A 21,384-nucleotide genomic window follows, 5' to 3' on the forward strand; every position below is an offset into this window, starting at 1 on the left:
CGGTTGTGTGAATCGGACGCATGAGGCCCAGACACTGCGAGATATGTAGGAGCCGCCGGAGGCACGACGGCCGCGAAGGCGGTAGGTCGGTTGCAGATGTGCAGTCTGATACACCGCCATCGCAGCCGTCGTACCTCCGGCGGCTCCTGCAGGGATTGCGATTCGTCAGCAGGAACGTATGAAGGCAAAGGGGATGAGGATCTATCGACCCTCACCCCGTTTGCAGTTACGCCGCCACCTCATACAGCTTCGGCAGTTCAACCTCTCCACTCACCAGCCCCTGACGCATCCGCGCAGCTTGCAGCGCAGCGGCTTTCATTGCGCTTTCCTTGACGTGGCCATAGCCGCGAATCCGTTCAGGCAACCGTGCCAGGCTCAAGGCCATGTGGCGGTTGCCGGCGTTCAAGTGGGTGAGGATTAACTCGACATCGGCGACATAGCTGTCGATCAGCTCACGCTCCTGACGACGTTCCAGGCTGCGACCGAACGGATCCAGCGCGGTGCCGCGCAGGAATCTGAACTTCGCCAGCACGTTGAACGCCTTCAACATCCACGGTCCGAAACTGCGTTTACGTGGCGTGCCGTTGTGCGGATCGCGTTTGGCCAGCCACGACGGCGCCAGGTGGAACTCCAACCGGTAATCGCCTTCGAATTGCGCCTGCAACTGGCGGGAGAACTCGCCATTGCTGTAGAGACGAGCGACTTCGTACTCGTCCTTGTACGCCAGCAGTTTGAAGTAGTTGAACGCCACCGCCTCGGTCAGTACCGGGGATTCGGCGGGGAACAGTCGCGCTTCCGCACTTCGGACTTTGGCGACCAGCGCCAGGTAACGCTGGGCATACGCCAGGTTCTGGTACGCCGTGAGGGTTTCAGTGTTATTGGCCAGACGCTGCTCGAGGCTCAGCGCTTCAGGTTCGAACACTGAGACCGCTTGCGGATTGGCCGCAGCCTGCACCGCTTTCAAATCGAAGGCCGCGCGACGGCCCCAGAGAAACGCCTGCTGATTCAGATTCACCGCCACGCCGTTGAGCTCGATGGCCTTTTCGATGGCCGCAGAGGTCAGCGGAATCAAGCCCATCTGATAGGCATACCCGAGCATGAACAGGTTGCTGGCAATGCTGTCGCCCATCAGTTTGGTGGCCAGATCCGTCGCTGGCACGAAGTGGGTTTTGTCCACGCCCACGGCGTCACGGATGGTCTGCATCATCGCATCGGCGGGAAACTCGGCGTCCGGATTGCGGGTGAATTCGGCGGTCGGGGTTTGCTGACTGTTGACCACTGCGTGGGATTTGGCGCTGCTGAGTTTGGCAATCGCGTCAGGGCCGGACGACACCAGCAAATCACAGCCCAGCAGCAAGTGCGCTTCACCGGCCGCGATGCGCACGGCGAACAAGTCTTCCTGACGCGCGGCGATGCGGATGTGGCTGACCACCGGGCCAAACTTCTGCGCCAGGCCCGCCTGGTCCAGTACGCTGCAGCCCTTGCCTTCGAGGTTCGCGGCGTAACCGAGCATCGCGCCGACCGTGGTCACGCCAGTGCCACCGACGCCCGGCAGCAGGATGTTGAACGGCTGATCGAGGCTCGGCAGCGTCGGCTCAGGCAACTGCGCGAACGTCTGTGCCTGTTTCGGCAACTGCGGCTTGCGCAGCTTGCCGCCATGCACCGTGACGAAGCTCGGACAGAAGCCCTCGACGCAGCTGAAGTCCTTGTTGCAGGCGCTTTGGTCGATCTCGCGCTTGCGCCCTTCTGCGGTCTCCTTGGGCAAAATCGACAGGCAGCCGGATTTCGTCCCGCAATCGCCGCACCCTTCACACACAGCCGGGTTGATGATCGCGCGCTTGTCCAGATCCAGCATCGTCCCGCGTTTGCGACGACGGCGTTTCTCCGTGGCGCAGGTCTGGTCATAGATGATCACCGAGGTGCCTTTGAACTCGCGCAATTCACGCTGAACGCTGTCCAGGTCGCGGCGATGGTGAAAGGTGGTGATCGGCGCGAACGCCTCGCGGCTTGGGTATTTGTCAGGATCGTCAGAGACCAGCGCAATGCGCTGCACGCCTTCGTTGAACACCTGACGGCTCAACTGATCGACCCGCAGAATCCCGTCGATCGGCTGCCCGCCGGTCATCGCCACGGCGTCGTTGTAAAGAATTTTGTAAGTGATGTTGACCTTGGACGCCACCGCTGCCCGAAGTGCCAGATGCCCGGAGTGGAAGTAGGTGCCGTCGCCGAGGTTCTGGAACACGTGAGGCGTCTCGGTGAACGGCGCCTGGCCGATCCAGGTTGCGCCTTCGCCACCCATTTGGGTGAAGGTTTCGGTTTCCCGGTCCATCCAGATGGTCATGTAATGGCAGCCGATTCCCGCCAACGCACGGCTACCTTCCGGTACTCGGGTCGACGTGTTGTGCGGGCAGCCGGAGCAGAAATGCGGGGTGCGCTGGGTGTTGAACAGCGGCGCAGCGAGGGCTTTTTCCTTGTCTTGCAAAAATTGCAGGCGCGCTTCGATTTTCGCGCTGCTGTAGATCGGGGCCAAACGCTTGGCGATCACCCGCGCAATCATGGCCGGGGTCAATTCGGCCAGGTTGGGCAACAGTGAATGCCCTGCTTCGTCGAACTCGCCGACTACCCGAGGGCGCTTGTCCACCGGCCAGTTGTAGAGTTGGCCGGTCAGTTGGTCCTCAATCACACTGCGTTTCTCCTCGACAACGAGGATTTCATCCAGGCCTTCGGCGAAGTCATGCACCGACACGGGCTCCAGCGGCCAGCTCATGCCGACCTTGAGCACACGAATACCGACTGACGCGCAGAGTGCTTCGTCGATGCCCAGTTCTTCCAACGCCTGCCGTACATCGAGGTACGACTTGCCGGTGGTGATGATGCCCAGGCGCGGCGCAGGTGAGTCGATGACCACTTGGTTCAGCGCATTGGCCCGCGCGAAGGCCCGGGCGGCGTAGATTCGGTAAGTATTCAGGCGCGCTTCCTGGGCCAGCGGTGTGTCGGGCCAGCGTATGTGCAGGCCGTCCGCGGGCAGTTGGAAGTCTTCGGGAATGCGGGTCTCGATGCGCAGCGGATCGACTTCCACCACGGCGGACGAATCGACGTTTTCGGCGATGGTCTTCATGGCCACCCAGCAGCCGCTGTAACGGGACAATTCCCAGCCGATGATGCCGTAGTCGAGGATTTCCTGAACGTTGCTCGGATTGAGCACGGGGATCATCGAGGCGATGAACGCGTGTTCGCTCTGGTGCGCGATGGTCGAGGATTTGCAGCCGTGGTCGTCGCCCGCCAGGATCAGCACGCCGCCCTTTTCCGCGACGCCTGCCGAGTTACCGTGCTTGAACACGTCGCCGCAGCGGTCGACCCCGGGTCCTTTGCCGTACCACAGGGCGAACACTCCATCGTATTTGCCGTGGGGAAACAGATTGACCTGTTGACTCCCCCACACCGCCGTGGCGGCCAGCTCTTCGTTGACGCCAGGTTGGAAATGGATGGCATTTTCCTGGAGGTAATCCTTGGCGTCCCACAGGCTCTTGTCGAGATTGCCCAGCGGTGAGCCGCGATACCCGGAAATGAAACCCGCCGTGTTCAAGCCCCGCGCCTCGTCGCGCTGCTTTTGCAGCATCGGCAAGCGGGTCAGCGCCTGGGTTCCGGTCAGGTAAAGATGGCCGGTGGCGAGTCGGTACTTATCGTCCAGACGAATATCAGCCAAAGACATTCAGGCACTCCTTTGTTTTTATTAGTGCGTTTTGAATGTGGCGAGCAGTGCGTCGCGATCCTTGTGGGACGGGGCCATGCCGCTCGGTCGCCGGGACGGTTGGGCCCGGCGCTCACAAGTCCAATACTGCCTGCGAGCGCCAGGCTTTTTCTTTCTCTTTTGGCCGATTTCTGCTGCTATTCTGCATGCCTGTTTCATTTTGATAATAAAAAAGGGTCAATTCATGCAGGTCAAACTCAGCCCTATCGATCGCAAGATTCTGCGCCTGCTGCAGCACGACGCCGACCTCTCCGCCGCTGAAATCGCCGAACGGGTTGAACTGTCGCAGTCACCCTGCTGGCGACGGATCAATCGTCTGGAAGAAGAAGGCGTGATCGAACGCAAGGTGGCCTTGCTCAACCCCGCCAAGCTGGGGCTGACCATGACGGTGTTCGTCGACGTGAAACTGTCGGGACACGGCAGGCGCTATCTCGCCGAATTCGAGGCAGCGATCATTGGTTTTCCGGAGGTACTGGAGTGCTACACGATGGCCGGGGACATGGATTTCATGCTGAAAGTCGTGGTGCAGGACATCGCCAGCTACGAGCGCTTTTTACGCGACCATCTGCTGCAAAGCCCCCACGTGCAGGAAGCGCATTCGAACATTGCAATGAGCGTGGTGAAAAGGACGACTGAGTTGCCGCTTGAATAGCCGCAACTCGTGGCAACGAGCTGTGGCGAGCTGCAAGCGACAAGCGCGACAGCGAAGCGCTTGAAGCCTGAGGTTTGCTGATAGGGGGGCAACGATTTCTTCGCAGAGTGCAAAAAAACATTTGACGTGCAAATGATAATGATTATTATTGAGCACATCCCGTCGCGAGACGGGTGGGTAACCCAGAGGCCTCAGGTCGGCTTCCGGTTTATCTCCTCATCAGGCTAATCACGGTTTTTGACCCGGCTTTTTTGCCGGGTCTTTTTTTTTTGCCCTTCAAGGGTCTGTTTTGGTGGTGCGGCTCGGTCTTTACTGCATCTTCAGGCTAATGAAGAGAGGTACTGCTCAGTGGCGCGCATCATAGCAAAAGAAAAATGAGCGCTGAACGGCGCAACCGTCGAAAACGACATATTTAGTAAAAAATCTCAGATCGGCTACCTTTCACTTGAGAATGACTCTCATAGGCACTAGCATCAGCCTGCATCGCGGGCGCTGCTCTGCGCTTCTTCTCAGCATGATTTGCGGATGACTACGGGTGATACGCCATGACCCATCAACTCAACTCGATGTCTTCCTTGCCGCCTCACCCACCCGTCGCCCTGCAGCGTGACGACTGTCGTCGCCGGATCCAGCAACTGCCGCGCAAGGCACAGCAAGTGTTTCTCCTCAGTCGCCTAGACCAACTGCCCTACGCGACGATCGCTCAGGTGCTCGAACTGGACGTTGAGTCCGTCGAGCGCAAGATGGTGCGAGTCCTCCTGCAGTGCAACGAGGCCTCCGGCACTTCAGCCGACCAGGCCCTGCGCTGGTACGTTCACCTGCAAAGTCCTCTTGCCACCGCCAGCCAGCGCATTGAATTCCGTCACTGGCTCGATGCCGCCCCGCAGCATTTGAATGCCTTTCAGGACGCCGAACGCCTGTGGCGAATGCTGGAAGCCCCCGCTGCGCGGATGGGCGCCAGCGGCTGGCATCGCCGCAAACGTCGCGTGTACATCGGCTGGCTAGCATTGACGGCGTTGCTGTGCGGCTTGCTGGTCACAGCCGAAGCCTTCACTTGAGTCTCATCATCAACCGTTTCTGTCGCCGATCGCGGACCCGATGCGTGTAAAGTAGCTGTCATAACAGCCCAGCAACGCCCTCCTGTTCATGGATACGGCCTGCCATGGCGCTGAGTTGGCACTTACGTACTCAGGACTTTTCCGTGACCCAGACCGCCCTCTCCGTTACCTGCGATTTCGACAGCGGCAACATCGTCGTGCTCGACGCAAGTCGTGCGACAAACATCCAGTTGGCGATTCGCCCTGACACCCGCAGCCCGCATTTTCAGTGGTTCCACTTCAAGGTCGATGGGATGGAAGTGGGCCAGCCTCACGCCTTCAGCCTCAGCAACGCCAGCGAATCCAGCTATAACCGCGCATGGACCGGCTACAACGCCGTTGCCTCCTACGACCAGAAGACTTGGTTCCGCGTGCCGAGTCACTTCGACGGCAAAGCACTTAATTTCGAGCTGTCGCCTGAACAACCGCAGATCTGGTTCGCCTACTTCGAGCCCTATAGCCGTGAGCGTCACGACTGGCTGATCGACCAGGCCCTGAGCCGCGCTGGCACCGAGCAACTGGCCACCGGCAAAAGCGTCGAAGGGCGTGACATTCCCTTGCTGCGCAAAGGTGATGGCGCGTCGGGCAAGCGCAAGATCTGGATCATCGCGCAGCAGCACCCCGGCGAGCACATGGCCGAATGGTTCATGGAAGGCATCATCGAGCGTCTGCAAGACAATGATCCCGAGCTGCAAGCCCTGCTAGCGTCGGCTGATCTGTACCTGGTGCCACACATGAACCCGGATGGTTCGTTTCACGGCCACCTGCGCACCAATGCCCAAGGGAAAGACCTCAACCGCGCCTGGCAGGATTCGACGCCGGAGCTCAGTCCGGAAGTATTTTTCGTCAAGGAGCAGATGGAAAAATACGGCGTGGACATGTTCCTCGACGTGCACGGCGACGAAGAAATCCCTTACGTGTTCACGGCCGCCTGCGAGGGCAATCCGGGGTACACCGAGCAACAGAAAGCGCTGGAGGCCGACTTCCGTGCCCGCCTGAGCGGCCTGACCAAAGATTTCCAGACCCGTTACGGCTACCCGAAAGGTCAACCCGGCAAGGCCAACATGAACCTGGCCTGCAACAGCGTCGGCGAACGCTACAAATGCCTGGCGCTGACCCTGGAAATGCCGTTCAAGGATAACGACGACGCTCCGGATAGGGTCACCGGCTGGTCGGGCAAACGCTCCAAGCAACTGGCGCGTGATGTGCTCACCGTGCTGGGGCAGATGGTCTCGGTTCTGCGCTGACCCAGTTGCTGTGAGAGCCGGCGTGCTGGCCAATGCGTCCGATCAGTCTCCTCGATGTGTCTGAACTGACCCTTTCGCCAGCAAGCCGGCTCCCACAGGTACAAAGCAGGCGGTTTGCCAGCCGACATCGAAACGCCCACGGGCGAGGCCCATGAACGCGCAATGCCCGCGCCTCCGGGCCTCACTTGCGCGCCGCAATCTTCGCCCTACCCCCGCGATTTCCCTCTCAACATGCTGTCCAGCACCTCGTCCCGGCGAATCCAGCCATGAAACAGCGCTGCCGCCAAGTGCGCGAGGATGGTCAGGAAGAACAGGTACGCCAGATAGCGATGGGCTCTGCGCAGCAACGCGAAGGTTTCCGCGTGGGCACTGACGATCGACGGCAAGCGCATCGAACTGCCCAGCATCACCGGGTCACCCGCCGCGGAAATCATCGCCCAGCCAATCAGCGGCATGGCCAGCATCAGCGCATACAGAAGATAGTGCGAGAACTTGGCCGCCAGTACTTGCACGGCCGGCAGATCGGCGGGCAGCGGTGGCGTTTGCGTGGTGAAGCGCACAATCAGGCGCACGATGACCAGCGCCAGAATCGCAATGCCCAGCGGCTTGTGGATGTTCAGCAGCCACTCATGGCGTTCAGAAACCGAGGCGACCATGCCTGCACCGATGAACAGCATGGCGATCACCATCAGCGCCATCAGCCAGTGCAGCGCGCGCGCCAGGGGTGAGAAATGCAGGTTAGGCGTACTCATGGCTGTTTCTCCTGGGCAGGCGCTGCTTTCAGCTGATCGACTTCACTGGTGCGGCGCAGGTAAGACGAGGCGTAAGCCGCAGAACGCGCGGCAAGCAGAGGGTCGTCGGAGCCCTCGATGCCACTCGGCAACACCAGCGGGTCGAAGTTGATGTCGCGGCAAGGGCCGTCCAGCTGTGCGCTGTCGCCCTCCACCACCAGCGTTCCGGCGGTCACGGTCTTGTGATCGCCGGACCAGGTTTTCGAAGCGTCGTTGGTCGGATCGTTCGGATTGGCCAGGGTCAGCACCAGGTTCCAACGCTGCGGCCCACTGGCCAGTTTGTCACTCAGGTCCTGCTGCAGATAATCCTTGGCGTCTGGTGCCGGCGCGTCGCCCTTGGCGTCAGGCACCAAACTCCAGCGCACGGGCTGTCGCTTGCCCTGAGCGTCCACCAGCACGAAGGCGTTCACGCTGTTGTAGGTCTCAGTGACGAAGCTCGCAGAAGGCTTGGCGGTCTTGACCCATGCCAAAAACGGCTGCGCCTCGGGGTGGGCGGCAAAGAATGCCGGCGGCTTCGCCGGGTCGGGCTTGCCGGTTTTGGGGTCCGGCGCGGTGGCTTTTTGCAGGTCGACGAAGGCTTGCGGCGTACCCACAGGGAACACCGGCATGCTGTTCATCCCGCTGCGCCATTGCTGGCCGTTAGGCTGGGTGAACTGCACGGCGAAACTGCGGATGGGCGCGGCGCTATCGGGTGAGTAAGGATTTCCCGTGGGCAGCGCCAGGCGTCCGATCACCGGGGTGCGTCCGCTGGCGAACACCTCGGCCTTGGACAGGGCAGCGGCCGAGCCGTTGCTATCAAAATACCCGGTAACGCAGATGCCTTTCGGGTGGTTGCGACGGTAGCCAGGGTGGACACCGTTGCTGTGCTCGAACACGTCGACCACCCGCGCAGGCGTCAACCGTTGTGGGTCGAGGCTGCCGTTGACGTAGGCGAATGCCCCGGCGGCGATCAACACCACCAGGCCGATGCCGGCCAGACGAGCGAGCGTCTGCGACGTGTTCAAAGGGGGTTTGCGGGGGTACGGCGGCTCACGGTCACTCATCGGTCACACTCCGGGCCTTGGGCCTCTCTGCATGCATGTAGCGGTAGGACGCGGCACTCGGGGTATTTATTCCCGGGTGCGATATTTATTTTTTCAGCGCTGGAATAACCTGCACCGGCGTGCGTCTTTCTGGTCATACGATCCAAGCGATCCCGCCGATCGATCAGGAAATCAACCTTATGCATGATGTCGACGATCAATTACGAGAGCTGTTGCCGCGCATGCGTCGCTTCGCGGCATCGCTGACCCGCGACCCCAGCACGGCCGATGATCTGGTGCAGGCGAGCCTGGAAAAAGCCCTGTCTGCGTGGAGCAGCAAGCGGCCTGAAGGAGACCTGCGCGCCTGGCTGTTCTCCATTCTTTATAGGCAATTTCTCGACGCCCATCGACGTTCGCGTCGATACAGCCGGATGCTGGAGCTGTTCACCGGCGGCAAGGAAGATCACTTCGAGCCCTCTGTGGAACGTACGGTCGTGGCGCAAACCACGCTGCAGGCGTTCGAGCGGCTGAACACCGAACAACGTGCCTTGTTACTCTGGGTGTCAGTCGAAGGCTTGAGTTATAACGAAGTGGCGGAGATCCTTGACGTGCCGGTGGGCACTGTCATGTCCCGCTTGTCACGCGCGCGTCAGGCCTTACGCCTGCTCAGCGAAGGCGAAATCACCACCCCTGCCCTGCGGATACTGAAATGATCACTTTGCCTCCTAGCGAACGCGACCTGAATGCTTATGTCGATGGGCAGCTCAACGATGCCGACCGGCAGACGCTGGAAACGTATCTGGCGACTCATCCCGAGCTGGCGAAACAATTGCAGGCCTGGCAGCGGGATGCGCAGGCCCTGCGTGCCGGCCTCAGCGGCGACCTGCATCGCCCGGCCAACCCGGACCTGGACCCGGCGTTCATCCGCCAACGTCTGCGCCGCAGTCGCAGCCGCCAGTTCGCCACGGCCGCGGTGCTGTTGATAGCGGTCGGCGTCGGCGGCCTGAGTGGCTGGCAGGCCCGGGAGATGACCCTCGCCAGCGGTGTTCAACCCATGGCCGATGCGGTGCAGGCGTATCGCATGTTTGCGGTCAACGACAGCATGGCCAGCGACTGGAACACCGATAAGCCGAACAACGCTCAGGGCTGGCTGGACGCGCATTTCGCCCAGGCCAACCGCCTGCCGGACCTGGCCGCCGCTGGTTTCAAGCCGGTGAGTGGACGTCTGACCAGCACCGAGCAAGGCGCAGCCGCAATGGTGGTGTATAAGGACGCTCAGGGCCGGACGCTGAGCTTCTACATCCGCCCCCCAGGCCCGAACAACCACCTGCTGACCCCTGGCACACGTCGGGACGGCGAGTTGGAAGCGGATTACTGGTCAGGCGGCGGTTACAACTACGCCGTGGTCAGCCCCGCGAATGACCCCGCCGCCCAAGCCGCGCGTCAGGCACTGCGGCAGCCGATTTGAGATGAGCGGGGTCAGTGAAGAGACGCCTCTTTGACTGCCCCCCTGACGCTTCCCATGCCGTCGTGCCTCGGGCGTCTCCACAGAGATAGCATCCCACCGAAAATCGGCGACACACACTGATCCTGTGGGAGCCGCCTGAGGGAGGACCGGCGCTATGGCGGTGTGTCAGATAACCTATCGGCAACTGAACGACCATTCGCGGCCGTCGTTCCTCCGGCAGCTCCTACAAAAACAGCGCAGCGGACCGGTGCCATGGGTTTAGTTCACACAACTGCCCCTATCGCGCATTCCCGCCGAATGAACACGATCCTTGTAGGAGCCGCCGGAGGCACGACGGCCGCGATGGCGGTGTGTCAGCTGACTCAGCTGCAACTGAACGACCATTCGCGGCCGTCGTTCCTCCGGCAGCTCCTACAAAGACAGCGCAGCGGACAGGTGTCATGTGTTTAGTTCACACAACTGCCCCCATCGCGCATTCCCGCTGAATGAACACGATCCTTGTAGGAGCCGCCGGAGGCACGACGGCCGCGATGGCGTTGTATCAGATAACCCATCTGCAACTGAACGACCATTCGCGGCCGTCGTTCCTCCGGCAGCTCCTACAAAAACAGCGCAGCGGACAGGTGTCATGTGTCTAGTTGATACAACTGCCCCCATCGCGCATTCCCGCCGGATGAACACGATCCTTGTAGGAGCCGCCGGAGGCACGACGGCCGCGATGGCGTCATGCGCCGACGCCCGCGTCCATTCAGCCGTCCAACCCGCTCGCGCTGCTCTGCAACAAGACTTTTTCCTGAATGCTGGCCAGGGTGTCTTTGAGGGTCGATACCCCTCGGCCCTGTCTCGATTCCTTGTCCTGTTGCAGCGCCTGTTGCAACACGGACAGGACATTCCGGGTTTTCGAGGACGACAGTGGCGTGCGGGTGTCGCTTTCCAGATGCCCCATCAGGTATTTGGAAATGCGCGTGGACTGACTCGCCGACTGGCTGACCGACGCCTGCACCAATGCCCCTTTTTCATAGCCAACTCGGGTCGTGCTGCTGGCTTGATCATTGATCTGGTAATACAGGTAACTCTGTGACGCCGGATCGCGGGTCAGGTCCAGTTTCTGCCCTGCAACGACAGGCTTGTGATAGCTGGCGACCAAGTGGGATTGCTGATCCTGCACGATCGTCCGGTTCAGTTGATCCCGGCCTTTCGATTGCGTCGTCTGTGACAGGTCATAGGAAAACGCATCCAGCTCGTCGAGGCGGGCCGGGTTGCTGACCTCGGTCCTCTGGGTCACGGAAGCCTTGAAATCACCGAGGCCGGTCAGCAGGCCGTGGTCGACGTCAGTGAGCGCAATGTCGTCGAGCGTTTGCGGTGCGGTGGACGGACGAGCGCCCGGATAGTGGCTGTGCAGCGTCTTGAAGCCGTCCTCGAACATCGACAACAACTGGGCGTCACCGTCGCCCCGAGTACGGGCGGCTTCGATCTGGCTCACGTAGCTTTTCAGCGCTTTCGCTTGCTGGTCGCTGTCGCCGATGATGGCCGCGTTCTTCAAGTCCACTGAGAGGTTCAGATCACCCGATGCGCCGCTCATGCGTACCGAGCGTTGATCGGCATCGGCGCTCATGTCCAGGGTCTGGACACTGCCATCGTTGAGTCGCACGCGCGTGCTCAGGGCTACCGAGGTGAACACGTCGCCGTCGTATTGCGTCAAGCCGTCCAGTTTGAGCTGCGGCGGTTTCCCGGTGAGACCGTCAATCGCCGATTGGAAGCTGCTGGCCATCTTGCCGAGAGCAGCCATCTCATCGTCACTCAGGTCGCCGCCGCTGATCTGTGCCTGCACCGCCAAGCCGTTTTCACTGCTGGAGAGCATCAGCTGCACGGTCTTGCCGCTGGCGGTCTTGAGCGTCAGGCTGATGCTGTTGTCGGCGGTGCTGTGCAGTTTGTCTTGGGCGGCGGCCAGTTCGGCGGGCTCCAGCGCTCGACCCGACGACGAACTGATCACCGACTGGGATATGCCCTTGCCGGTCTGGGCCAACTGCTCGAGCAAAGTGGCGCCGAGTCCCTGGAAGCGCCCAGCGCCGCTTGACGTACTGAAGTTGCCTTGCATGGCTAGAGTGACCGCGTCCTGGCGGGTGTATTCCCAGGCCGGCGCCACGTCGGCGTCGGCGATCAGCCCGCGGGCGGTGTAGGTCTGCGCATTGATGACGCTGGTGTCTTGGCCGAGCATCACCAAAGACGAAGGGGATGCCGCACCTGTGGCCGTCTCTACGACAGAGGTCGTCGACGGCTGAGGGGCAGCCGTTTTGGCAACCATCAGCGGCTGCGCGGCGGTGATCGGGGAAATCGCAGTCATAGCTGTTCCATGCTCAATTGAGTCGACAAGGTCCCAATAGGGTATCGGCACGGTCTGCCATGACTTGAGCAGGATCAGGCCTCGCGCACCTTGGCCATACGCTGCAACAGCAACCCGGCCAGTGCCAGCAACGCCAGCACGATCACCACCGAACCGTACACATTGGTGGTGATCAACAGCCCCTCGCTTTTCACCGCCAGCCCAGCGCACAGCGACGGGATGCAGAACGCCAGGTAACTCAACGCCAGGAACGTGGACATCAGCCCCGCGCGCTCGTGTGCCTCGGCCAGCGGCAGTAACAGGCGCAAGGCGCCCAGAAAGCTGGCGCCGAAGCCGATGCCTGCCACGACCGCGCCGGTGAAAAACAGCCACAGCCAGCCCGCATTCACGGCCACTAATATTACCGACACGCCCAGGCCCAGAAAGCTGCACCCCACCTGCAACGCCAATTGAGGCGCCCGCAGGCGCAAGTTCATGATGGAGATCGCGCCGCTGATCGTCAGGGCCGTCACCGCAAGGCCGCCATGCAGCACGGAAGTCGACCCGGTTGCCGCGGCCAGCAAGGACGGCGCAAGCGACAGGAAAAACCCGCCCAAAGCCCAGGCGGCAATGTCGGCCGGCAATACCAGCAGCAAGGTGCTGCGCGCCCGCCGGGGTACGTAGAGTCTGGGTATCAGCGTTTTCAGCACACCGGGCTGCGGCGTCACGGTCTCCCGCACGCGCCAGAGATAGAGGATCTGCGCGACAAACGCTGCCAGCAGCAGAAGGTAGGCCAGCAGCAACGGCATCGGCGCGTACTCGACCAACGCACTGGTACCGAGTGCGCCCAGCGCCATGCCAAACATCGGCGTGATGCTGTTGATCAGTGGGCCCTGATGCTGATCGGTGTCGAGCATCGCCGCACCCAGCGCGCTGGAGGCAATACCGGTGGCAATGCCTTGCACCACGCGCGCAGCAATCAGCCAGCTGACATCGCTAGCGCTGATGAACAGCAGCATCGACAAGACCTCCAGCAGCAATGCGACCAAAATCACCGGGCGTCGGCCGAGGTAGTCCGACAGCGATCCGAACACCAACAGCGTGGCCAGCAGGCTCAACGCGTAGACCGCGAAAATCAGCGTCAACAAAGCCGAGGAAAAGCCCCATGCCTGCTGATACACGTGGTAAAGCGGCGTCGGCGCACTGGACGCTGCGAAAAAGCACAGCATCACAAACGCCAGATACCCGAGTTGCCCTCGGCTCCGACCATCGACTGGTGGGTTCTGCAACGATTCAGACACGCGTACACTCTCCCAAAAAAACACGGCATTAAAGCTACGGAATTGCGTTAGCGAGTGTGCGAGCAGATTCCGCTTAAAGCAAATACTTTGTGTTAAGGTCCGATCCATGGCTATCAAAGAAGGCATTCGTACCGGCGGCCGCAGCGCCCGGGTGCAGACATCGATCCACGCCGCCGTGCGCGATCTGCTCGAAGAGCAAGACCGATCGGCGCTGAGCGTGCCCATGATCGCTGCCCGAGCGGGCGTCACGCCCTCCACCATCTACCGTCGCTGGGGCGACCTGACCTCGTTGCTGGCCGACGCGGCGGTGGAGCGGTTGCGTCCGGACGAGCCGGTGGATTGCGGCAGCCTGCGCGAAGATTTGCGCACCTGGGTCGAGGTCTACCTCGAAGAAACCAACTCGGCTCCGGGCCGCGAAATGATGCGCGACGTGGTCGCCAGCAGCGCCACCCTGTGCTCGGGCAAATGCCTGAACATCGTCCGCGATCAATTGCAGATCATCATCGACCGCGCCCGTTTGCGCGGCGAACGCAGCCCGTCGGCCGACGACCTGGTGGATGCTGTCGTGGCGCCGATGGTCTATCGGATCCTCTACGCGGAGTCGGCGCCGACCCTCGAACGCATGCATCAACTGCTCGATCGCTGCCTGGGCTGAGCGCGCCGCCCACGAACTCGCTATGATGACGGGCTCTGAACCACGGGCCTCTTCCCATGCACACCCTTGCAGACCTGCGCGCCGGTACGCTGGCGGGCAGCACGCGGCTGGACCTCAGCTGCGGCCTCACGACCTTTCCTGACGAGATCTTCACCCTCAGTGACTCGCTGGAAGTGCTGAACCTGTCAGACAACCAACTCACCGAATTACCGGCCGATCTGCACCGGCTCAAACACCTGAAGATTCTGTTCTGCTCCAACAACCTGTTCACCCGCTTGCCTGAAGCGCTGGGCCAGTGCGAGCACTTGTTTTTCGTTGGCTTCAAAGCCTGTCGGATCGTCGATGTGCCACCTCAGGCGCTGCCACCCCGGCTGCGCTCGCTGGTGCTGACAGACAACCGGATCGAGTCGTTGCCCGAAGCACTGGGCCAGTGCCAACACCTGCAAAAACTGATGATGGCCGGCAATCGCCTGCGCACCCTGCCCGCATCCCTCGCGGCTTGCCAACGCCTGGAGCTGGTGCGCATCGCGTCGAACGAGATGCGCCAATTACCCCACTGGTTGCTGCACATGCCTGCGCTCGCCTGGCTGGCGTTCTCCGGCAACCCGCTGAACGACATCCACACCGAAGAACCGATCCGGCAGATTCCCTGGTCGCAACTGACCTTGCACCAGGTGCTGGGGGAAGGTGCGTCCGGGGTCATTCAACAGGCTGAATGGCTGAACGAAGACGGCATGGCTGAAGAGGTCGCGGTCAAGCTTTACAAGGGCGAGCTGACCAGCGATGGCTCACCGCTGAACGAGATGGCGGCGTGCATTGCGGCGGGGCAGCACCCGAATCTGATTCCTGTCGCCGGCCGAGTCTCCGGCCATCCACAGCACGCGCGTGGACTGGTGATGGCGTTGATTTCACCTCGCTACATCACCCTGGCCCGCCCACCCAGCCTGGAATCCTGTACCCGCGATGTGTATAGCGGCACGCGTCTGCGTCTGGAGACCCTTCAGCAAATGGCCCACGGCATCGCTGCCGCCTGCCAGCATTTGCACGCACGCGGCATCAATCATGGCGACCTGTACGCGCACAACATCCTCTGGGAAGAGCACGGCGAGAGCTTGCTGGGGGATTTTGGTGCAGCGGCGTTTTATCCGGATGCACACACGGGCGCGCTGCTGGAGCGTATCGAAGTGCGCGCCTTCGGGATCCTGCTGGAAGAGTTGCTAGCGTGCTGCGCCGCGGGCGATGCAGACACCGTGCGGTTGCGGGGGTTGATTGAGCGCTGTGTTCAGCCACAGGTCGCGAAGCGACCGGGATTCGCTGAAGTGCTCGGTTCTTTGGAAGTTTGAGGACGTTGAGGGTTTACAGCGCACAGGACGATGGCAGTGGGCCAGCTGCACGTGCGTCGTCCGTTATGCCGCCTTCGCTGCCGTCGTCCCTCCGGCGTCTCCCACAGGATTTGCGGCGTCCCCTGCCTTCGCGCCGCCGCGATCCTTGCCAGCGTAGCGGCAGGCAGGCACGGGTCGCGATTGGAAGACGACGGCAGGTCAGTCAGCGCTCAGCTCTCTGACCTGCCGTTCAAATCAACCCGCCAGACCGACGTAAACGTCCTGCACGTCGTCGTGGCTGTCGATCGCTTCGAGGAACGCTTCGACTTCGGCCATTTGTTCGTCGCTCAGGCCGGAGACCGGGTTTTTCGGGCGGTAGCCGATCTTGGCGGACTCGACGGTGAAGCCCTGATCCGGCAACGCCTTGCACACGGCGTCCAGGTCGGTGACTTCGGTGTAGAACAGGGTGACACCCTCTTCGCCAGGCTCGACGTCCTGGGCACCGGCTTCGATGGCGGCTTCTTCAGGGTCGGCCTTGCCGTCGCCCGCGGCTTCGATCATGCCCAGATGGTCGAAATCCCAGGTGATGGAACCCGCAGCACCCATCTGACCCTTGCGGAACAGCACGCGAATTTCGGCAACGGTGCGGTTGACGTTGTCGGTCAGGCATTCGACGATCACCGGCACTTTGTGCGGCGCGAAGCCCTCGTAGGTCACTTTCTCGAAATGCACGTGCTCGCCCAGCAGACCCGCGCCCTTCTTGATCGCGCGCTCCAGAGTCTCGCGCGGCATTGACGCTTTTTTCGCCTGCTCGACCACCAGACGCAGACGCGAGTTCATGTCGGGATCAGCGCCGGAACGCGCGGCAATCATGATCTCCTTGGACAGCTTGCCGAAAATCTTGCCTTTGGCGTTGGCTGCTGCTTCTTTGTGTTTGACCTTCCACTGTGCGCCCATGATTACTCTCTTGTTCCGGTGGCAATAAACCGTCGAGGCCGACCCGGCGTGGCGCGTCGGATCGAAGACGATGAATCTGAAAAGGGTGAACGATGCTGACACGCCATGACAGACCTCTGGCGCCCGCCGCATTTTATACGCGCTGGCGTCATATGAAACCCCCGACGTGCTGTCGCCGATCAAACGATTGCCGATAAGTTTCGCGGAAAACGTCCACACGGCCTGCTGGATAACATGACGTGACGTGTAGTCCGCTTCCGAAAATTCGGATTGCCCCCCTTTGTGCTGTAGCTTTTCGTACCCTCTGCACCCCGAAATTTCACGGTGCCCCTCCTGATGCACGAAGAATCGCAAGTGACGATGACCCTGGCCATCGCCAACCGCCCAAGCGATCTGCTGGTCATCGGCGTCACCGGCCGCGACCGACTGAATGCGCCCTTCTGCTTTGATATCGATCTGGTGACGCCCGAGCCGGCCCTTGACCTCGCGTCGTTGAGGTCATGCGATGCCGGGTTGCATATCGGCACAGGCGCCGCTCATGTGCATGGCGTGCATGGCCAGATCCACGATGCCCGACAGCTGCACCGTGGCAAAGACCTCAGCCTGTATCGACTACGCCTGATGCCCGCCCTTCAGCGCCTGTGCAGTGCGCCTCGGCGCCGGGCGTTCAATGGCCTGAGTGTGCCGCAGATCCTCCTGCGCCTGCTGCACGACAACGGCATGGGCGACGACGAATTTCGCTTTGACCGCTTGGTGGGTGTGTACCCGCGCCGAGCCCAGTGCCTGCAATACGACGAAAGTGACCTGCACTTTCTGCACCGACTGTGCGAAGAGGAAGGCATCGCCTTTCGTCACGAACATCATGTTCAGCGGCACACACTGGTATTTTCCGACGACCCGATGGGTTTTCCGGAATGGCCGACGGCAGCTTTCGTCGATCATCTGGCCGAGCAGTTGTCGGCGCGCACCAGCTACAGCAGTCAGGCCGGCGAGCGTTACACCCCCCAGCATTTCGCCCCTGCGCGGCGACCCACCGATGCCGATAATCAGCCACTGTGCGTGGGGCCGAACGACCAGCGTGCGTCCGGACAACGCCAGCAACTCAGCGCTCGCTTGCTGGAACGGTTGCGCTGTGAGCGACGTGACATCCTTGGCCGCAGCCGTCTGCCCTGGTTACGCGCTGGCCTGGTGATGCGTGTCGAGGAGCAGCCAGAACCGTGGCTCAACGATCAGTGGCTGTTGACGGACGTGCGGCACAGCGCCTGGCAACTGGCGCCGCTGAAAGGCTGCGCGTCCCTCGACGTAATCCACATGTTGCAGGCGATGGCGTCAGCAGACACCCCCGACCGGGAAATCGGCCGATGGCTTCTTCTCTCGCCTGGCGCGGATCGGCCTGCGCTGGCTGGCTACGAAAACAGCTTTCGCGTGCTGCCGTGGACTTTGCCGTATCGTCCGCCGATTGAACACCCGAAGCCGATCATCACCTCGACCGACCTTGCGACGTGGGTGGATGAGCCGGCGGACACGGCGGGCCGTGTCAGGATCCGTTATCAATGGCAAGGAAGCGGGCCGGAAAGCGGCTCGCTTGACAGCTGGGCGCGTGTCGCCGGCAGTCTGGATGAGCGGCAGGCAGGATCGATGCTGCACATTGGCTTCTTCGAAGGCGACCCTGATCAGCCGCTGGTCTGCGGCGTGGTGGAGATGCGTGCGGAACCGCCTGCGCATGTGGATGACGCAGGCCCACGTTCTGCCAGCTCGCCTTCGGCAGCGGACCGCAAGCCCGAGCCCTTGCACATCGACAGTCCTCAACCGCTGACCCTGCGCGGCGCCGGGGCAACGTTGCACATCAGCGAACAGGGTGTGCGCTACACCCCGCGCATGCCCGCTGACGACCCCGCTTAACCGGCTGGCCCCTTAGCGGTGTTTGAACACCGGCTCGCGCTTTTCGATGAACGCAGCCATGCCTTCCTTCTGGTCGGCGCTGGCAAATGCCGAATGGAAGACCCGGCGCTCGAAGCGAATGCCTTCGGACAGACTGACCTCGAACGCGCGGTTGACGCTTTCCTTGACCATCATCGCCACCGGCAGTGACTTGGCGGCGATGCCTTCAGCAACCTTGAGCGCCTCTTCCAGCAATTGCGCCTGGGGAACGATGCGCGCCACCAGACCGGAGCGCTCGGCTTCTTCGGCGTCGATCATGCGACCGGTCAGGCACATTTCCATGGCTTTGGCCTTGCCCACCGCGCGGGTCAGGCGCTGGGTGCCGCCCATGCCCGGCAACACGCCGAGCTTGATCTCTGGTTGACCGAATTTGGCATTGTCAGCCGCCAGGATGAAATCGCACATCAGCGCCAATTCACAGCCGCCGCCCAAAGCGAAGCCAGACACCGCCGCGATGATCGGCTTGCGCCGGTTGGCAACGCGATCGCTGTCGCTGAACAGGTCGTCGAGGTAAATCTGCGGGTAGCTCAGTTCAGCCATTTCCTTGATATCGGCGCCGGCGGCGAAGGCCTTGGCAGAACCCGTCAGCACGATGCAACCGATGTCGCTGTCGCTCTCCAGTGCGTCCAGCGCATGATTGAGTTCGTTGATTAATTGAGCATTCAGGGCGTTGAGCGCTTGCGGCCGATTCAGGGTCAACAAAGCCACCCGACCTCTAATCTCTTTGAGGATTGTGTCGTAATCCATTGTTTTTCTTCCTTTTATTAAATGATGCAAAAGCTCGAAACGACATGAGCCAAGATGAGCTTTCGAACGCAACCCCATGATTCAAAAGGCTTATACGATCTCCAATGCCATCGCTGTGGCTTCGCCGCCGCCAATGCAGATGGCGGCCACCCCACGGGTCAGCCCGCGCTGCTTCAATGCCGACAACAGCGTCACCAGAATCCTTGCACCCGACGCACCGATAGGGTGACCCAAGGCACAGGCGCCGCCGTTGACGTTCACTTTTTCGTGGGGCAAATCAAGCTTACTCATGGTCACCAACGCGACCACGGCAAACGCCTCGTTGATTTCGAACAGGTCGACGTCGCCCAGCGACCAGCCGGTCTTGCGCATGAGTGTTTCAATGGCGCCCACCGGGGCTGTCGGGAACAGGTTCGGTTGGTTGGCGTAGCCCGCGTGGCCGCGAATCACCGCCAGAGGCTTCAACCCTCGCCGCTCGGCGTGGGACTGACGCATCAAGGTCAAGGCGGCCGCGCCATCGGAAATCGAACTTGAATTGGCCGCTGTGACCGTGCCGCCGTCGCGGAAAGCGGGCTTAAGCTGCGGAATTTTGTCCAGCCTGGCTTTCGGCGGCTGCTCGTCTTGCGTGATGGTTTTTTGCTCTTTACCCACTGTCACCTGCACCGGGACGATTTCGGCGTCGAAATGGCCCTGTTTCATCGCGTCTTGAGCACGGGTCAGCGAGGCAATGGCAAACGCATCCTGAGCTTCGCGACTGAAGCTGTTAAACGACGCGCACTCTTCAGCGAAGGTGCCCATCAGACGGCCCCGGTCGTACGCGTCTTCCAGCCCGTCGAGGAACATGTGATCGACAATCTGCCCATGCCCCATGCGGTAGCCGCCCCGCGCCTTGTCCAGGAGGTACGGCGCATTGGACATGCTTTCCATGCCGCCGGCGATCACGACGTCTGCACTCCCTGCCAGCAGCAGATCGTGGCCCATGATCGCCGCTTGCATGCCGGAACCGCACATTTTGTTCAGGGTCGTGCACAGTGTGCCGTTGCTCAGGCTTGCGCCTAATGCGGCCTGGCGCGCGGGGGCCTGGCCAAGGCCAGCGGGCAGCACGCAGCCAAACAACACCTGTTCGATATCAGCCGCTGCGAGCCCTGCCCGCTCAACCGCTGCGCAAATAGCCGCCGAACCGAGTTGCGGCGCGGTCAGGCTCTTGAGGTCACCTTGAAAGCCGCCCATGGGCGTACGGGCGGCGCTGACAATCACTACCGGATCTTCGGGCTGTGGCTGACGTTGGTTCTGTGGCATGTGGAAACTCTCCGATTAGCGTGCCGCCATCCGCAAGGCGCCGTCGAGACGGATCACCTCGCCGTTGAGCATGCTGTTTTCGATGATGTGGCGCACCAGGGCGGCGTATTCGTCAGGTTTGCCGAGCCGGGGCGGAAATGGCACGCCAGCGGACAGGCTCTCGCGGACTTGCGGGGTCATCCCTGCCATCATCGGGGTCTCGAAGATGCCGGGGGCGATGGTCATGACCCGAATGCCGAAACGAGCAAGCTCGCGGGCGGCGGGCAAGGTCAGGCTGGCGATGGCGCCCTTGGACGCCGCGTAAGCGGCCTGGCCGATCTGGCCATCGAACGCGGCCACCGACGCCGTGTTGACGATCACCCCGCGCTCGCCGCCTTCATCTGCGGCCCCTTCGGCAATGGCGGCAGCGGCCAGCCGCAAGAGATTGAAGCTGCCAATCAGATTGACATTGATGACGCGACTGAAACTGTCCAGACCGTGAGGCCCTTCCTTGCCGAGGATCTTCTCCGCGCCGACGATGCCCGCGCAGTTGATCAAGCCGTTGACTTGGCCGAATTCGGCCAGCGTCTTGTCCACCGCGGCCTGAGCGGCAGCTTCGCTGGTGATGTCGGTGACGCTGGCCCGCGCGTCGCGGCCAAGAGCCTGCAGGCGGCTTTCCAGTGCCTGTGCGTTGACGTCGACCAACATGACCTTGGCGCCTGCCTCGATCAGCATCTGCGCGGTCGCTGCGCCCAGACCCGACGCGCCGCCGCTGACCAGAAATACCTTGCCCTCGATCTGCATGATTATTCGTCCTTATCTTTTTATTGTT

Annotated in this window: 17 protein-coding genes; 8 read left to right on the forward strand and 9 right to left on the reverse strand. The window is 61.6% G+C overall.

Annotated features, from left to right (window positions below):
• Window positions 1–226 precede the first annotated feature (226 nt).
• Window positions 227–3,712 (reverse strand): indolepyruvate ferredoxin oxidoreductase family protein, encoded by a 3,486-nt coding sequence (locus tag B3N48_RS18110; RefSeq protein ID WP_296186030.1) that lies wholly within the window; start codon window positions 3,710–3,712, stop codon window positions 227–229.
• A 223-nt stretch (window positions 3,713–3,935) separates the two neighbouring features.
• Here B3N48_RS18110 and B3N48_RS18115 point away from each other — a divergent pair, with 223 nt between their 5' ends.
• From B3N48_RS18115 to B3N48_RS18125, 3 genes are all read left to right on the forward strand, one after another.
• Window positions 3,936–4,403 (forward strand): Lrp/AsnC family transcriptional regulator, encoded by a 468-nt coding sequence (locus B3N48_RS18115; protein WP_296186032.1) that lies wholly within the window; start codon window positions 3,936–3,938, stop codon window positions 4,401–4,403.
• Window positions 4,404–4,948: 545 nt separating this feature from the next.
• Window positions 4,949–5,461, forward strand: a complete 513-nt coding sequence (locus tag B3N48_RS18120; protein ID WP_296186034.1) for a DUF4880 domain-containing protein — start codon at window positions 4,949–4,951, stop codon at window positions 5,459–5,461.
• Between the two features lie 104 nt (window positions 5,462–5,565).
• On the forward strand, window positions 5,566–6,747 hold the full coding sequence (locus B3N48_RS18125) for a M14 family metallopeptidase (RefSeq protein ID WP_296186036.1): 1,182 nt from the start codon (window positions 5,566–5,568) through the stop codon (window positions 6,745–6,747).
• Between the two features lie 206 nt (window positions 6,748–6,953).
• Here the strand turns inward: B3N48_RS18125 and B3N48_RS18130 are convergent, their stop codons facing one another.
• The gene (locus B3N48_RS18130) at window positions 6,954–7,499 is read right to left on the reverse strand and encodes a cytochrome b (RefSeq protein ID WP_296186038.1); all 546 of its coding nucleotides are present in this window, start codon (window positions 7,497–7,499) and stop codon (window positions 6,954–6,956) included.
• Window positions 7,496–8,581 (reverse strand): catalase family peroxidase, encoded by a 1,086-nt coding sequence (locus B3N48_RS18135; protein ID WP_296186040.1) that lies wholly within the window; start codon window positions 8,579–8,581, stop codon window positions 7,496–7,498. Before B3N48_RS18135 ends, B3N48_RS18130 begins: the two co-directional genes overlap by 4 nt.
• A gap of 179 nt (window positions 8,582–8,760) precedes the next feature.
• On the opposite strand from B3N48_RS18135, the gene B3N48_RS18140 reads away from it, so the two are divergent.
• Entirely contained in the window at window positions 8,761–9,273 is a 513-nt protein-coding gene (locus B3N48_RS18140) for an RNA polymerase sigma factor (protein WP_296186043.1), read from the forward strand.
• Window positions 9,270–10,028 carry an anti-sigma factor family protein gene (locus B3N48_RS18145; RefSeq protein ID WP_296186045.1) on the forward strand — a complete coding sequence of 253 codons (759 nt, stop codon included), beginning with the start codon at window positions 9,270–9,272 and terminating at the stop codon, window positions 10,026–10,028. Before B3N48_RS18140 ends, B3N48_RS18145 begins: the two co-directional genes overlap by 4 nt.
• 748 nt (window positions 10,029–10,776) lie before the next feature.
• Here B3N48_RS18145 and B3N48_RS18150 read toward each other — a convergent pair.
• Together B3N48_RS18150 and B3N48_RS18155 are read right to left on the reverse strand one after the other, a co-directional pair.
• Window positions 10,777–12,372, reverse strand: a complete 1,596-nt coding sequence (locus tag B3N48_RS18150) for a lactate dehydrogenase (protein ID WP_296186046.1) — start codon at window positions 12,370–12,372, stop codon at window positions 10,777–10,779.
• A gap of 74 nt (window positions 12,373–12,446) precedes the next feature.
• Window positions 12,447–13,580: an MFS transporter gene (locus tag B3N48_RS18155; protein ID WP_414704257.1), complete on the reverse strand. Its 1,134-nt coding sequence runs from the start codon at window positions 13,578–13,580 to the stop codon at window positions 12,447–12,449.
• A gap of 178 nt (window positions 13,581–13,758) precedes the next feature.
• On the opposite strand from B3N48_RS18155, the gene B3N48_RS18160 reads away from it, so the two are divergent.
• Window positions 13,759–14,307: a TetR/AcrR family transcriptional regulator gene (locus tag B3N48_RS18160; protein WP_296186050.1), complete on the forward strand. Its 549-nt coding sequence runs from the start codon at window positions 13,759–13,761 to the stop codon at window positions 14,305–14,307.
• Between the two features lie 56 nt (window positions 14,308–14,363).
• Window positions 14,364–15,650, forward strand: coding sequence for a leucine-rich repeat-containing protein kinase family protein (locus B3N48_RS18165; RefSeq protein ID WP_296186051.1), 1,287 nt, complete (start codon window positions 14,364–14,366; stop codon window positions 15,648–15,650).
• Between the two features lie 234 nt (window positions 15,651–15,884).
• On the opposite strand, the gene B3N48_RS18170 is transcribed toward B3N48_RS18165, so the two are convergent.
• Window positions 15,885–16,586: a YebC/PmpR family DNA-binding transcriptional regulator gene (locus tag B3N48_RS18170; protein WP_296186053.1), complete on the reverse strand. Its 702-nt coding sequence runs from the start codon at window positions 16,584–16,586 to the stop codon at window positions 15,885–15,887.
• Between the two features lie 336 nt (window positions 16,587–16,922).
• Here B3N48_RS18170 and B3N48_RS18175 point away from each other — a divergent pair, with 336 nt between their 5' ends.
• Window positions 16,923–18,488, forward strand: coding sequence for a type VI secretion system Vgr family protein (locus B3N48_RS18175; protein ID WP_296186055.1), 1,566 nt, complete (start codon window positions 16,923–16,925; stop codon window positions 18,486–18,488).
• Window positions 18,489–18,500: 12 nt separating this feature from the next.
• On the opposite strand, the gene B3N48_RS18180 is transcribed toward B3N48_RS18175, so the two are convergent.
• The 3 genes from B3N48_RS18180 to B3N48_RS18190 form a co-directional block, all read right to left on the reverse strand.
• A complete protein-coding gene (locus B3N48_RS18180; RefSeq protein ID WP_296186057.1) occupies window positions 18,501–19,274 on the reverse strand; it encodes an enoyl-CoA hydratase in 774 nt (257 codons plus the stop codon).
• Between the two features lie 90 nt (window positions 19,275–19,364).
• Window positions 19,365–20,573, reverse strand: a complete 1,209-nt coding sequence (locus B3N48_RS18185) for an acetyl-CoA C-acyltransferase (protein WP_296186059.1) — start codon at window positions 20,571–20,573, stop codon at window positions 19,365–19,367.
• A 15-nt stretch (window positions 20,574–20,588) separates the two neighbouring features.
• Window positions 20,589–21,356: an SDR family NAD(P)-dependent oxidoreductase gene (locus B3N48_RS18190; RefSeq protein ID WP_296186060.1), complete on the reverse strand. Its 768-nt coding sequence runs from the start codon at window positions 21,354–21,356 to the stop codon at window positions 20,589–20,591.
• Window positions 21,357–21,384: the final 28 nt, after the last annotated feature.

The organism is Pseudomonas sp. UBA1879 (assembly GCF_002338065.1).
GTDB lineage: Bacteria > Pseudomonadota > Gammaproteobacteria > Pseudomonadales > Pseudomonadaceae > Aquipseudomonas.